13 protein-coding genes are annotated in these 13365 nt (G+C 70.8%); 7 read left to right on the top strand and 6 right to left on the bottom strand.

From position 1 onward, the window contains the following. Positions 1-5: 5 nt before the first annotated feature. Positions 6-821 (bottom strand): ABC transporter permease, encoded by an 816-nt coding sequence (locus ACBJ32_RS19010; protein ID WP_357875498.1) that lies wholly within the window; start codon positions 819-821, stop codon positions 6-8. Further along, positions 818-1834: an ABC transporter substrate-binding protein gene (locus ACBJ32_RS19005; RefSeq protein WP_357875496.1), complete on the bottom strand. Its 1017-nt coding sequence runs from the start codon at positions 1832-1834 to the stop codon at positions 818-820. Before ACBJ32_RS19005 ends, ACBJ32_RS19010 begins: the two co-directional genes overlap by 4 nt. A 620-nt stretch (positions 1835-2454) precedes the next feature. Between ACBJ32_RS19005 and ACBJ32_RS19000 the strand changes: the two genes are divergently transcribed. The 7 genes from ACBJ32_RS19000 (at position 2455) to ACBJ32_RS18970 (ending at position 9643) form a co-directional block, all read left to right on the top strand. Further along, a complete protein-coding gene (locus ACBJ32_RS19000; RefSeq protein WP_375127852.1) occupies positions 2455-5289 on the top strand; it encodes a nitrate- and nitrite sensing domain-containing protein in 2835 nt (944 codons plus the stop codon). A gap of 67 nt (positions 5290-5356) precedes the next feature. Continuing rightward, complete coding sequence (locus ACBJ32_RS18995; RefSeq protein ID WP_357875492.1) at positions 5357-5779, top strand: roadblock/LC7 domain-containing protein; 423 nt, start codon at positions 5357-5359, stop codon at positions 5777-5779. Further along, on the top strand, positions 5779-6198 hold the full coding sequence (locus ACBJ32_RS18990; protein WP_372513467.1) for a DUF742 domain-containing protein: 420 nt from the start codon (positions 5779-5781) through the stop codon (positions 6196-6198). Before ACBJ32_RS18995 ends, ACBJ32_RS18990 begins: the two co-directional genes overlap by 1 nt. Then, positions 6179-6766 (top strand): ATP/GTP-binding protein, encoded by a 588-nt coding sequence (locus ACBJ32_RS18985; RefSeq protein WP_148435115.1) that lies wholly within the window; start codon positions 6179-6181, stop codon positions 6764-6766. Before ACBJ32_RS18990 ends, ACBJ32_RS18985 begins: the two co-directional genes overlap by 20 nt. Positions 6767-6853: 87 nt before the next feature. After that, positions 6854-8233, top strand: a complete 1380-nt coding sequence (locus ACBJ32_RS18980) for an aldehyde dehydrogenase family protein (protein ID WP_375127851.1) — start codon at positions 6854-6856, stop codon at positions 8231-8233. 4 nt (positions 8234-8237) lie between these two features. After that, positions 8238-8675, top strand: coding sequence for a DUF3598 family protein (locus ACBJ32_RS18975; RefSeq protein ID WP_375127850.1), 438 nt, complete (start codon positions 8238-8240; stop codon positions 8673-8675). After that, positions 8672-9643, top strand: a complete 972-nt coding sequence (locus tag ACBJ32_RS18970; RefSeq protein WP_375127849.1) for a nitrilase-related carbon-nitrogen hydrolase — start codon at positions 8672-8674, stop codon at positions 9641-9643. Before ACBJ32_RS18975 ends, ACBJ32_RS18970 begins: the two co-directional genes overlap by 4 nt. Before the next feature lie 8 nt (positions 9644-9651). On the opposite strand, the gene ACBJ32_RS18965 is transcribed toward ACBJ32_RS18970, so the two are convergent. The 4 genes from ACBJ32_RS18965 to ACBJ32_RS18950 all read right to left on the bottom strand — a co-directional run bounded on the left by ACBJ32_RS18965 (position 9652) and on the right by ACBJ32_RS18950 (position 13363). Beyond that, the gene (locus tag ACBJ32_RS18965; RefSeq protein ID WP_375127848.1) at positions 9652-10443 is read right to left on the bottom strand and encodes an ABC transporter permease; all 792 of its coding nucleotides are present in this window, start codon (positions 10441-10443) and stop codon (positions 9652-9654) included. Continuing rightward, a complete protein-coding gene (locus ACBJ32_RS18960; RefSeq protein ID WP_375127847.1) occupies positions 10440-11174 on the bottom strand; it encodes an ABC transporter permease in 735 nt (244 codons plus the stop codon). The genes ACBJ32_RS18965 and ACBJ32_RS18960 overlap by 4 nt, the downstream gene beginning before the upstream one ends. Before the next feature lie 146 nt (positions 11175-11320). Then, on the bottom strand, positions 11321-12277 hold the full coding sequence (locus ACBJ32_RS18955) for an ABC transporter substrate-binding protein (protein ID WP_375127846.1): 957 nt from the start codon (positions 12275-12277) through the stop codon (positions 11321-11323). 78 nt (positions 12278-12355) lie between these two features. After that, the gene (locus ACBJ32_RS18950; protein ID WP_375127845.1) at positions 12356-13363 is read right to left on the bottom strand and encodes a methyltransferase; all 1008 of its coding nucleotides are present in this window, start codon (positions 13361-13363) and stop codon (positions 12356-12358) included. Between the last annotated feature and the right edge of the window lie 2 nt (positions 13364-13365).

Here is a 13365-nt window from a genome sequence, read left to right as displayed (position 1 = left end):
CCTCCTCATGAGCGCTCTCCCAACCGCGCGTGGTGCCAGCGGAACGCCCGCCGCTCGGCGGCCACCAGCAGCGCGTTCACCATGACGCCGAACAGCCCCACCCAGAACACCCCGGCCAGGATGTCGGTCATGCGCGCGGGCACGGCGATGCCGGCGAAGAAGATGAACACGCCGATGCCCTCGCCGCGCCCGGCCACGATCTCCGTGCTGACGGTGAGGATGAGCGCCACGCCTGCGGCCAGCCGGACGCCGGTGGTGATGAAGGGCGCCGACGACGGCAGCGACACCCGCAGCAGCACCGACAGGGGGCCGAAGCCGTAGGCGCGCAGCGACTCCTTGGCCAGGGGGTCCACGCCGCGCAGGCCGTACATCGTGTTGTAGAGGATGGGCCACAGCGAGGCGTAGACCACCAGCGCGATCCGGTGCTGCAGCCCCGTGCCGATCACCAGGGCGACCAGCGGGATCAGCGCCACGGAGGGGATCGGCCTGAGGAACTCCACCACCGAGCGCATGGCCGCGTCGATGATCGGCACGCTGCCGAGCAGCAGGCCGAGCGGCACGGCCACCAGGGCCGCCACGCACAGCCCGATCGCCCAGGCGAGCAGGCTGGTCAGGGCGTGCGCGCGGAAGGCCGGATCGAGCAGCAGCGCGCCGGCCCGCCCGACGATCTCGGAGGCGGGCGGCAGGAACTCCGGGTCGGCCAGCCCGGTCCGGCTGGCCAGCTCGATCAGGGCGGCGAAGGCGAGAGCCCCGGCCGCCCGGCGGTACCAGCGGGATGCGGAGGACGCCGGGCGGGCACGGGACAGGGTCTGAGCGCTCACCCGGACGTGGTGGGCGACATGAGTGACTTGACGTCGATCTCCTTCGTCAGCCACTTCGCTTCCCACATCCAGTCGGCCACCCGCTGCAGCCGGACCGGGTTGTCGTTGCTGGAGAAGTAGGGGAAGGTCACGGTGGCCGCGGTGGCGGCGTCGATCTGCGTGAAGTTCGGCAGTACCTTGGCCACCACCTCGCGGTTGTTCTCCATGAGCTTGGCCGCGTTGTGGATGGCCCGCTGGAAGGCCGCCGCCGTCTTCGGGTTCTTGTCGTACCACTCCTGCGTGCTGACGTAGCCGGAGATGGGGAACTCGGCGGCGGGGCCGGAGGCCGGGTCGAGGATCTTGCGGGCTCCCATGGTGGAGGTGGCGGCGGTGACCATGGGCTCGCCCAGGTAGGCGGCGTCGATCTGGCCGCCCTTCCACGAGGGCATGATGTTCTGGAACGTCACCTGGACGTACTTGATGGTGGCCGGATCGACGTTGTTGGCCTTCAGTACCTGGGTGAGCGCCAGCTCCTGGAAGTTGTGCAGGACGTTCACGTTGATCGTCTTGCCTTCCAGGTCCTTCGGCGTCTTGATGGGCGAGGCGGGCAGGGCCATGATGCTCAGCGAGTCGGGGGCCGCGCGAGAGCCCTCGGCCAGGATGCGCAGTTTCAGCGCCTGCTTGTCGTGGGCGGCGAACATCGACACGTAGTTGCCGAACATGGCGTCGATCTCGCCCTTCACCATCATGGGGATGGCCTCGGGCGCGGCCTGGACCACCTCGGGGGTGACGTCCAGACCCTCCTGCTCGAACAGCCCCTGGTCGATGGCGACGTAGATGGCGGCACTGTCGATGGCGGGCAGGGTTGCGATCTTGAGCTTCGTCTTCTCCAGACCTGCGCCGGCACCGGCGCCGCCGGCTGCGGCGGAGGGCGGCGCGCTGGCGGTCGGTTCGGTGCCCGTGCTGCATGCCGCGGCGCCGAGTGTCAAAGCGAACCCGATGATGGCGGCTCTGGCGGAACGGCCAAGCCTCATGTCAGGGACTCCCTTCGGGTGGAGCCGGGGGGGAACCGGGTGGCTTCTGCTCCCGGGGGCTGTGTGCCTGACGCACAACAGGGATTGACCGTAGCACCAAATGGGTGGTCATTATCGTGAAGATAACACTTGTGGTTGCAATGTCCGATTGCCGCTATATCGTGAAAATTTGACGACCTGCAAGAAAGCTGGTGTTTGTCCGGTTTGGGAAAGGGGGTGGCTCGCGGGGCATCGGTTACTGGTGTGGCGTCCACTCGATCCTTTCTGTGAGTCAGGATGGGGCTCGCGGAGCGATCAGTTGTTGCCATATATCCCCTGGTAGAAGGCCACTTACCGATTCTGTCGGATTTTCTGGACATATAGGGATAAACACCTCATCGGGGCACTAGTGGTGGTTGGCCCTGGTCGGCCCGTGTGCTCAAATGGCGCTTATCTCGATGGACAAAATTGCCCGACGTGAAACTCCGCATGTCACCGAGAATTCCCTCAAGGGCGAGAGGTTGCGAAGGCAAGTGAGAACGCAGAGCGCTGAAGCTTCCGCTGACCGCGAGCCGCACGGCCATCAGAAGCGACGGCCGCCCAATCCGCCGTCAAGGCGATTCGGATTGGGCAACTGGCACGTGCGATCGCGCCTCATCGCGCTGATCGTCGTTCCGACGGCCGTCGCCGTGGGCCTGGGCGGGCTGAACGTCGTCACCTCACTCAGTGACGCCAACACGTACCAGACCCTCAGGGAGGTCGCCGAGCTCAGCGAACAGCTCGGGGCCGTCACGCACGAGCTGTCCTTCGAACGTGACGAGACCGCGCTCTTCATCGCCCAGGGGCGGCCGCAGGACCGCGAGGGTCAGCTCGGCACCACCCACAGCCAGGTGAACAACCTCATCGAGGACGCCAAGCAGCGCGCGCTCGCGCTCACCGAGACCCACGCCGAGGCCGTACGGCCGGTGCTGCGCCGGCTGGAGGAGGTCCCGACGCTGCGCGAGACGGCCGTCAACGGCAAGATCCAGCCGCTGCCGATGATCCAGAAGTACTCGCAGATCATCGCGCGGCTGCTGCAGTTCCACGACCAGGTCGGCCAGGTGGCGGTGGACGACCAGGTGGCCGACAGCGCCAGCGCCATGGCCGCCATCTCGCGGGCCAAGGAGCAGGCCTCCAAGCAGCGCGGCATCCTGGCCAGCGCGCTGGACAAGAAGGGATTCGACAGCGGCGAGCTCGACGCGCTCACCGACGCCAAGTCGCGCGAGGAGAGCGAGGAGACGCTGTTCGGCGTCCTGGCCGACCTCGACCAGCTCGAGCTCTACCGCAACACCGTCGTGGGCCGGGACGTCGACCAGACCGACCTGTTCCGGCTGCGGGCCATGGCGCAGTCGGCCGAGGGCAAGGAGCTGAGCATCGGCGTGCGGCCGGACCGGGACGTGGCCACCTGGTTCGAGGTCAGCACCGGCAAGATCGACGCGCTGCGGACCGTGGAGAAGGAGCTGTCCTCCTCCGTCATCCTGCGCGCCCGAGCCCTGGAGGAGGCCGCCAACCGCTCGGCGCTGATCTCCGGCGTCCTCATCCTGATCCTGCTCGTCGTGGTGATCGCGATCATCTCGCTCATCGCCCGCTCGCTCATCAGGCCACTGCGCCGGCTGCGCCGCGAGGCCCTCGACATCGCCGGGCAGCGCCTGCCGGAGACCGTGCGGCAGCTCCGCGAGAGCGGTGACGGCACGGTCGGCCCCGTGGTGCCGATAGGCGTGGACACTCACGACGAGATCGGCGAGGTGGCGCGGGCGTTCGACGAGGTGCACCGCGAGGCGGTCCGCCTGGCCGGTGAGGAGTCGAGGCTGCGTTCCAACGTCAACGCGATGTTCGTGAACCTGTCGCGGCGCAGTCAGACGCTGGTGGAGCGGCAGATCACGCTGATCGACGGCCTGGAGCAGGGTGAGCAGGACGAGCAGCGGCTGGGGAACCTGTTCAAGCTGGACCACCTGGCCACCCGCATGCGCCGTAACAGCGAGAACCTGCTGGTCCTGGCAGGCCAGGACCCGCCCCGCCGCTGGAGCCAGCCGGTCAAGCTGGTCGACGTGGCCCGTGCCTCGCTGTCGGAGGTCGAGAACTACGAGCGGGTCGTGCTCCAGGTGCCCGACGGGGTGTCGGTGGCCGGGCAGGCCGTCAACGACGTCATCCACCTGCTCGCCGAGCTGGTCGAGAACGCGCTGTCGTTCTCGCCGCGCGAGACCAGGGTGACGGTGTCCGGCAGCCGGATCGACGGCGGCGGCGTGATGTTGTCGATCACCGACTCCGGCATCGGCATGACGCAGGAGGAGCTGGTCCAGGCCAACGAGCGGCTGATGGAGGCGCCCAGCGTGGACGTGTCCGTCTCGCGCCGCATGGGCCTGTTCGTGGTCGCCAGGCTGGCGCACCGGCACGGCATCCGCGTCCAGCTCCGCCCGCACAGTTCCGGCGGGCTGACCGCGATGGTGCTCATCCCGGAGAACATGCTGGGCTCCCAGGCTCCGGCCTTCGCCGGGATGCCGTCCTTCTCGGGCAACCAGCCCCCGTCCTTCTCCGGCAACCAGCCTCCGTCGTTCCCCGGCGAACAGCCGCCGGCCTTGTCGGGCAACCAGCCGCCCTCGTTCGGCGACCAGCCCCCCTTCTCCGGTGACCAGCCGCCGGCCTTCGCGGGCGCGGCGGCGGGCGGGCCGGGCGGCGAGCCGTACTCGGGGCCGCATCCCGCCCCACCGGCCACCGACTGGCCGCAGCCGACGTACCAGATGGGTCCGGGACATCCGTCGTTCCCGTCCAACCCGGAGGCCGGCGGCAACTGGGGCAGCTCGGGACCGCCGTGGCAGCCGGACCCGGGCGCCTGGTCGGCCGAGCCGCGCAGCGGCTTCCAGAGCGGCGACGTCTGGAGCCCGCCCCGGGGCCCGGCCTGGAACGGCGACCGCAGCCTGCCCAAACGGCCCGTCCCCGCACCGCCCCCCGGTGGCTGGAGCCAGGACACCAACCCGCCGCAGCGACCGGGGTTCGACTTCCAGGACTCCGGGCCCGAGCCAGGCGGCAGCCCCATGCCGGCGGCACCGCCCGCGTCCGCCGGTGACGACTACCTGCCGATCTTCGCCGCCGTGGAGTCCGCCTGGTTCGGCCGCGACACGAACGGCGCGAGCTGGGGCTCCTCGAAGTCGGACGCGGGCTGGAGCGCTGCGGAGGCAGTGGTGGAACCGGTACGCGACGGCGCGACGGCGGCGGGCCTGCCCAAACGGGTGCCCAAGGCCAACCTGGTGCCCGGCTCGGCGGACACCTCCGCCCCCCCGCAAGGCCTGACGCCGCTGCCGTCGGTCTCCCCCGACCGGATCCGCAGCCGGCTGTCCAGCTTCCAGCAGGGCTTCCGGGCAGCCCGCGACGACATCAGCGAGGGCAGGGCGCTCCCGCCTTCCGGCCAGAAGCAGAACGACAGAGAGGAGGACGCGTGAGCGAGCGCATCGAGCGGACCCTTGCACACAGCCGACCGTCGGTCATGCGACCGGCGAAGGAGGGAGCATGAACGACCTCAGCCACGCGGCACGCGGCGTCGACTGGCTGATCACGGACTTCGTCAGCACGGTCCCGGGCGTGGCGCACGCGGTGGTCGTCTCGTCCGACGGGTTGCCGCTGGCGGCTTCGGCGGGCTTTCCGGCTGATCGGGCCGACCAGCTGGCGGCCATCGCGTCGGGTCTGGTCTCGCTGACGCAGGGTGCGGCCAGGGTCTTCGAGGGTGGTGTGGTCAATCAGACGATCGTGGAGATGCAGCGCGGTCTGATGCTGATCATGTCGATCAGTGATGGTTCGTGTTTGGCGGTGCTGGCGGCGCCGGACTGTGACATGGGTCTGGTGGCGTATCAGATGACGCTGATGGTCGATCGCGCCGGTCAGGTGCTGACTCCGGCTGTGCGCGCCGAGCTGCGCGCCAGCCAGACCAGGTGATGTACGTGACAGACCCGAGATGGAACAGCGGCGGTTGGGCCCCTCCGCCTCAGCCCCAGTCCCAGTCGCAGCTGAATCCCGACCCCGCTTCGCCCGTCCGCCCGTACGCGGTGACAGGTGGACGGACGGCGCCGCGGGTCAAGCTGGCGATGGAGGCCCTGGTGTCCTCGGCGACCGCCGAGCAGCGGGAGTTCTCCCACATCACGCCGGAGTACCAGGCGATCAGCCAACTGTGCCGGCAGGTCCGGTCCGTGGCAGAGGTGTCGGCCCTGCTGCGGATCCCGCTCGGCGTGGTGCGCGTGCTGATCGCTGACATGGCCGCCGAAGGTCTGGTCCGCGTGCATCAGCCACAGCTGGACGCCGGCAGGCCGGACGTCAATCTGCTCGAAAGGGTGCTCAGTGGACTTCGCAGGCTCTAGCCCCGGCCTCACCTCGACGAAGATCGTGGTGGCTGGAGGTTTCGGGGTGGGCAAGACGACGTTCGTGGGAGCGGTGTCGGAGATCATGCCGTTGACGACGGAGGCCGTCATGACCGACGCCTCCGCCGGGATCGACGACCTCGGCATGACGCCGCTGAAGTCGACCACGACCGTCGCCATGGACTTCGGCCGGGTCTCCCTGGACCGTGACCTGATCCTGTACCTGTTCGGCACGCCCGGGCAGCACCGGTTCTGGTTCATGTGGGACGACCTCGTACGCGGCGCGATCGGCGCGGTCGTGCTGGTCGACACCCGTCGTCTGGCCGACAGCTTCCCGGCCATCGACTACTTCGAGGAGGCGCAGCTGCCGTTCGTGGTGGGCATCAACGGCTGGGACGGGCAGTATCCCCACAGCGACTCCGAGGTGCGCGACGCCCTGACGCTGGCGCCGCACATCCCCATGGTCCGGCTGGACGCTCGCAAGAAGGACTCGGTGAAGAACGCGCTGATCCAGCTCGTCGAGCACGCGCTGACAGTACGGATGGCGGTCCCCGGCTGGGGCGGCTGACCCGAAGCGGGGCCCCGGGTGCGTTGACGCGGGGCCGATCACATGATCACAATGGCTCCCGCCGAGCATCGCAGGAGCCCGCACCGCATGAACGTGAGGAACCCGATCACCGGGCAATCCGACAGACCGCTCGCTCCGATCCCGCCCGATCGGCTGGCCGCCGTCGCGGCCGGGCTGCGCGAGCGGGCCCCCGCCTGGCAGAACGCCGATCGAGGTGCGGTCCTGGCCCGCTTCGGGACCGCGCTGGCCGACGACGACGCCCTGCTCTCCGCCCTGGTGGCCGACACCGGCAGGGTGGGGGAGTCGCTGCTGGAGCGCCGGCTCGTGGCCGGGCTCGTCGAGCGGTGGGTACGCCAGGCGCCCGCGCTGCTCGCCCCGCCCGCCGAACGCCCCGCCTCCCTGCCCGGGGTGTTCGTGGCGGGCGACGCGGTGCCGTACGAGCTGGCCGGGATGATCACCCCGTGGAACCTCCCGCTCCTGCTCGGCCTCATCGACGCCGTGCCCGCGCTGGCCGCGGGCTGCACGGTGCTGGTCAAGCCGAGCGAGGTGACGCCCCGCTTCATCGAGCCGCTGATGCGGCTCGTCCCCGACGAGCTGCCGTTGCGGGTGGTCGAGGGCGACGGGGCCACGGGCGCCGCGCTCGTGGGCCTGGTGGACGCCGTCGTCTTCACCGGCAGCGTCGCGACGGGACGGCGGGTGGCGCTGGCGGCGGCCCGCGCGTTCGTGCCGGCGTTCCTGGAGCTGGGCGGCAAGGACCCGGCGATCGTGCTGGCCGGGGCCGACCTCGGCCGCGCCGCGTCCGCCGTCCTGTGGGGCGGCACCGCGAACGCCGGGCAGTCCTGCCAGTCCATCGAGCGCGTCTACGTGGCCCGCGAGGTGCACGACGAGTTCCTCGACCGGCTGGTGGCCGAGGCCGCCCAGGTCGGCCTGACCTGCGAGGGCGGCCCGATCGGCCCCATCATCAAGCCGGGCCAGGAGGACGTGATCGCCGCCCACCTCGCCGACGCCGTGGCCAAGGGCGCGACCGTGCACACCGGCGGCCGCATCGAGCGCCACGGCGGCGGCCACTGGTGCCGCCCGACCGTGCTGTCCGGGGTCGATCACGGCATGCTGGTCATGACGGAGGAGACGTTCGGGCCGGTGCTGCCGGTCATGGCGGTGTCCGGGCCCGACGAGGCGGTCGCGCTGGCCAACGACTCGGTGTACGGGCTGTCGGCCGCCGTCTTCGCGGCCGGCGAGGAGCAGGCCCGCGCCGTCGCGGCCCGCCTTCAGGCCGGCGCGGTGAGCGTCAACGACGCCGCGCTGACCGCGCTCGTGCACGAGGGCGAGAAGAACTCCTTCCGCCTGTCGGGCCTGGGCGGCTCCCGCATGGGCCCCGCCTCCATCGGCCGGTTCCTGCGCCGCCGGTCCTTCCTGGTCAACCGATCCGACGCCGCCGACCCCTGGTGGCACAGCACGAAGGAGTAACCGGATGGGACTGCGCGCGCAGATGCCGCTGCTGGCCCGGCACGAGGGCGAATGGGAGGGCGAATACCGCCACGTCGGCCCCGACGGCGACCTGCTCGACCGCCACCGGGTACGGATGACCTGCGAGATCCGCGACGACGCCGTCTACCATCAGACCAACCGCTACACCTGGGACGACGGCCGCACGGAGGTGCACGAGTTCCCCGGCGCCTACCTCGGCGGCGGCCGGTGCGGCTTCGACACCGAGCGGCTCAAGGGCGAGTTCCGGGAGCTGGACACCAGCACGATCTACCTGACCTGGCAGTACAAGGGGCAGGACCTGCGCCTGTTCGAGCTGATCGTGCTGAGCGAGGACGGGCGCTCCCGCAGCCGGGTGTGGCAGTGGCTGCGCGACGGGGTGTGCGTGCGGCGGACGCTGATCGACGAGAGGCGGGTCGGATGACCGCGTACACCGCGCTGGCCCTGCAGGTGGAGACCCGTGTCGGAGCCGGGATCGGGACCGCGATCGACCGGATCGGCGTCCAGGTGGGCGGCTCGAAGGCGTGGCTGGGGCCGGAGCTGCGCCTGGTCGTGCTGCCCGAGTACGTGCTGACCGGCTTCCCCATGGGGGAGAGCACCGGGCAGTGGCGGGACCGGGCGGCGCTCGACCCCGGCGGCCCCGAGTACCGCGCGCTCGGCACCATCGCCGCAGATCACGACGTGTTCCTGTGCGTCAACGCCTACGAGCGGGACGAGCACTTCCCCGGCCTGTTCTTCCAGGCCACGGTGATCCTCTCCCCGGCGGGCGAGGCCGTGCTGCGCTACCGCAGGCTGCACTCGCTGTTCTCGCCCACCCCGTACGACGTGTGGGAGCGTTACCTGGAGATCTACGGCATCGACGGCGTGCTCCCGGTGGCCCGCACCGAGCTCGGCAACCTCGCCGTGGTCGCCTCCGAGGAGATCCTCATGCCGGAGCTGGCCCGGGCGCTGGCGTTGCGCGGCGCCGAGGTGCTGTGCAACCCGACCTCGGAGGCGTCGTCACCGGCGCTCACCCCCAAGGCCGTCGCCCGCCGCGCCCGCGCGGTGGAGAACCTGGCCTACGTGGTGTCGGCCAACAGCGGCGGCCTGACCGGCATCGCGATCCCCGGCGACTCCACCAACGGCGGCTCCGAGGTGATCGACCACCAGGGGCGGGTGCTCGCGCAGGCCGGGCCGGGGGAGACGCTGGTCGCCGCGGCCGAGCTGGACCTCGCCGCGCTGCGCAGGGCCCGGCTGCGGCCCGGCATGGCCAACCTGCTCAGCCGGGTCAAGACCGGGCTGTGGGCCGAGGAGTACGCCAGGCACGACGTCGAGCGGCCCGCGGAAGGTGCGCCCGATCGGGCGGAGCTCCGGGCGAGGCAGCTTGCCGCCATCGCCCGGTTGTACGGCTGACCCCGCGATCAAGCGTCGCCGGTGCGCGCGCTCGTGTGCCAGCCCAGCACCGCCCGCTCCACGCCCAGGAACGCCGCGTTGAGCCCGATGCCGAGCAGCCCCAGCAGCACGATCCCCGCCCACATGGCCGGGATGTCGAACTGGCTCTGCGCCTCCAGCATGCGGTGCCCGATCCCCTCGCTGCTGCCCACCAGCTCGGAGATGACCATCATGATCAGCGCCAGCGACACGCTCAGCCGCAGCCCCGCGAAGATCTTCGGGGCGGCGGCGGGCAGGATGATCCTGGTGAGCCGCTGCCAGGAGCTCAGCCGGTAGACCGCGCCCGTCTCGATGTACTGGCGGTCGACGTGGCGGGCGCCGTCCATGCTGTTGATCAGCACGGGCCAGACGACGCCGTACACGATCGAGGCGAGCTGCATCGGCGTGCCCACCTTGAACAGCACCAGGAACACCGGCAGCAGCGCGGCGGGCGGGACCGAGCGGCCGAAGTGCACCAGCGGCTCCACCAGCCCCGACAGCCACGCCGAGCGTCCGAGCACGACCCCGAACAGCACCCCCGCCGCGCACGCGATCGACCACCCGGTGAACAGCCTGGACAGGCTCGGCAGCAGGTCCGCCACCGCCTCGTCGGTGAGGAACACCCGCGACAGCGGCCCGGAGAACCACAGCTCGTGCAGCCGCGCCACGATCTGCGACGGCGGCGGGAAGTACGTGGCCTGCACGGCCCGCGTCACGAACTCCCAGGCCGCCACCGCCACGGGCAGCAGCCAGTACCACGCCACCCGCCGCACGACGCTCACGTGCCCTCCCCCGTCCGCGTGTGGTGCCACCGGAACAGCCGCCGCTCACCCGCCGTGAACAGCAGGTTGGCCGCCAGCCCGAGCACCCCGGCCCACACCGTGGCCGCCAGCACCCGGTCCAGCCGGTTGGCGCTGCCCGCCAGCGACTGGAACGCCCCGATCCCGCCGCCACCGGGCGCCAGCAGTTCCACGCTCACGGCCACGATCAGGGTGACCGCCACCGCGATCCGCACCCCCGTCGCGATGAACGGCGCCGCGCTCGGCAGGCTCACCCGCAGCGCCACCGCCAGCGGGCCGAAGCCGAAGCTGCGCAGCGTCTCCTTGGCCAGCGGATCGACGTCGCTCAGGCCGTACATCGTGTTGATGAGCAGCGGCCACGAGCAGGTGTAGACGACCAGCGCGGTCTTGGCGTCGTGCCCCTCGGGGAACAGGAACACCGCCAGCGGGATCAGCGCCACCGACGGGATCGGCCGCAGGAACTCCACCAGCGGCCGCGCCGAGCGCTCCATGAACGGCACCGTCCCGAACAGCAGCCCGACGGGCACGGCGACCGCGATCGCGATCACCAGCCCGAGCAGGCACGGGCCGAGCGTGGCCAGCACGTCGGTCCTGAACTGCGCGTCCATCGGCAGCGTGGCCGCCGTGGCGAGCACGTGCGACACGTACGGCAGGAAGTCCGGGATCAGCCCGGTCCGCCCGGCCACCTCGGCGGCGGCGAGAAACCCCACCACGCCGGCGAGGCCGAGCACACCGCGCCGAGTTCCGGCGCGGAGCACACCGCGCCCGGGTCCGGCGCCGAGCACACCGCGCCCGGGTCCGGCGCCGAGCACACCTTGCCGGGGCCCGGCGCTGATCGCGCCGCGCCCGGTCCGAGGGGTCATCCGCCGACCGACGCGAAGAGCTGGCCCACGTCCACCTTGGCCTTCAGGTAGCCGTAGCCGTGCATGAGGTCGGCGAGCTTCTGCACGCTGGCCCTGTCGGGCTCCATGGTGAACGTCCCGAGCGTCATCGTCGCCGCGGTGTCCGCGGGGATCTGCGTGTACGTCGGCACGACCTCGTCGATCGCCCTGCGATCGGCGCCGGCGACCTCCTGGGCCTTGGCCAGCGCCCGGTGGAAGGCCGCGGCCGTCTTCGGGTACTTGGTCAGCCACTGCTCGGTGACACCCCAGCCGTCGATCGGCACGCCCTCGGTGACGCCGCTCGTGGTGTCGACGATCTGGGTGGCGCCGCCCTTCTTGGCCGCGCTCAGGAACGGCTCCACCAGCCACGCCGCGTCCACCTTGCCCGTGGACAGCGCGCCGAGCTGGTCGGCGAACGGCACGGGGACGAACTTGACCTCCTCCGGCCTGACCCCGGCCTCCTGCAGGTGGGCGTTGGTCACCGTCTGCCCCAGCGCCTTCAGCACGTTGACCCCGACCGTCTTGCCCTTCAGGTCGGCGACCGTCTTGACCGGCGAGCCCTTGGCCACGACCACGCCGGAGACGTTCGGGGCGCCGCCCATGGTGTGCTGGAACAGCTTCAGCTTGGCCGCGCCCGAGTCGTTGATGGTCATGAGCACCACGTAACTGGTCATGAACGCGTCCATGCTGCCGTTAACGATCTTCGGCATGACCGCCGTCGGCGCCTGGATGATCTCGGTCTTGACCGTCAGGCCCTCTTCCTTGAAGAAGCCCCGTTTCTCGGCGATGAACAGGGACGCCGAGGACGGCACCGGCACCACGCCCACCAGGAGCTGGGTCTTCTCCAGCCCTCCGGATGACGCGGCGCCGGTCGTGCCGGCCTGTCCCTCTCCTCCTCCGCCTCCGCACGCGCTGAGCGCCAGCGCCACTGCCATGCCCGCGACTACGATCCTGGTCAGTTGCATCGCCACTGCCTTTCTGAGTCCGGTGGTCCGGCGGAGGCTGGGAAGGGGTCAGCGGCGGCGCCTGGCCTCGATGAGGTTGGCGCCGGACCCGAGTTCGACGACGTCACTGAGAACCAGCCCCGCCTGGTCGAGCACGGCGGCGTACTCGTCGCGGCTGCGCTCGGTGCCGCCATTGAAGATCGCCAGCATCCGCATGTCAATGTCCTTGCCGAGGTGCGGCTCCTCGCTGTCGGGGAGCACCACCTCGAGGATGAGGACGCGCCCTTCGTGGTTCATTGCCTCGCGGACGTTGCGCAGAATCCTGACCGCATCGTCATCGTCCCAGTTGTGCAGGACGCTGGCCAGCACATAGACGTCGCCGCCTGCAGGAACCCCGGCGAACATGTCGCCGGCGACCACCTGCGCCCGGTCGGCCAGGCCCTCGGCCGCCAGCGTCTGCCTGGCGTGCTCCGTCACGTGCTCCAGATCGAGCAGGACACCGCGCGTCTGCGGGTTGGCGCGCAGGATCGTGGCCAGGATGTGTCCCTTGCCGCCGGCCACGTCCACCACGGTCGCGGTGGCGGGGAAGTCGTACCGCTTGGCCAGGCCCTCGGTGAGGGGGATGGCCCTGGCGGTCATGTAGTCGTCGAACATCCGGCTGACGTCCGGATGGGCGGCGAGGTGGTCGTACAGGGGCCCGTAGCGCTTGATGAAGGCCGAGCCGCCGTCGCGGACGGTGGCGGGCAGCATGCCCATGGCGTACCAGAAGCTCTCCTCGCCGAGCATGCGGATCGACGAGCGGACCGAGTCGGGCACGTCGGAGCGCAGCGGCGTGCCCTTCTCGGTCAGGTCGTACGCGTCGGGCCCGGCCACCCTGACCACGCCCATGCTCGCCAGCTCGCGCAGGACCCTGCGCAGCGAGGGAGCGTGCGCCCCGCAGCGCCGGGCCAGCTCGGCGCTGCCCAGCGGCCCCTGCGCGAGGTGGTCGGCCAGGCCCAGCTCCGCCATGGTCAGCAGGGCCGCGAAGCGGGAGATGTCTCCTACGGCTCCCCATAAGAGGTCATCGGAATGCGGCATGT

This window comes from Nonomuraea sp. GTA35, from assembly GCF_041950525.1.
Classification (GTDB): Bacteria; Actinomycetota; Actinomycetes; order Streptosporangiales; family Streptosporangiaceae; genus Nonomuraea.
This window is presented reverse-complemented; position numbering and strand designations above follow the sequence as displayed.

What these genes read in the sequence shown, in the direction of transcription:
- ACBJ32_RS18995 (WP_357875492.1), top strand. Translation starts at nt 5,357, where the DNA reads ATGAACGACCTCAGCCACGCGGCACGCGGCGTCGACTGGCTGATCACG.
- ACBJ32_RS18955 (WP_375127846.1), bottom strand. Translation starts at nt 12,277, where the DNA reads ATGGCAGTGGCGCTGGCGCTCAGCGCGTGCGGAGGCGGAGGAGGAGAG.
- ACBJ32_RS19005 (WP_357875496.1), bottom strand. Translation starts at nt 1,834, where the DNA reads ATGAGGCTTGGCCGTTCCGCCAGAGCCGCCATCATCGGGTTCGCTTTG.
- ACBJ32_RS18950 (WP_375127845.1), bottom strand. Translation starts at nt 13,363, where the DNA reads ATGCCGCATTCCGATGACCTCTTATGGGGAGCCGTAGGAGACATCTCC.
- ACBJ32_RS18970 (WP_375127849.1), top strand. Translation starts at nt 8,672, where the DNA reads ATGACCGCGTACACCGCGCTGGCCCTGCAGGTGGAGACCCGTGTCGGA.
- ACBJ32_RS18990 (WP_372513467.1), top strand. Translation starts at nt 5,779, where the DNA reads ATGTACGTGACAGACCCGAGATGGAACAGCGGCGGTTGGGCCCCTCCG.
- ACBJ32_RS18980 (WP_375127851.1), top strand. Translation starts at nt 6,854, where the DNA reads ATGAACGTGAGGAACCCGATCACCGGGCAATCCGACAGACCGCTCGCT.
- ACBJ32_RS18975 (WP_375127850.1), top strand. Translation starts at nt 8,238, where the DNA reads ATGGGACTGCGCGCGCAGATGCCGCTGCTGGCCCGGCACGAGGGCGAA.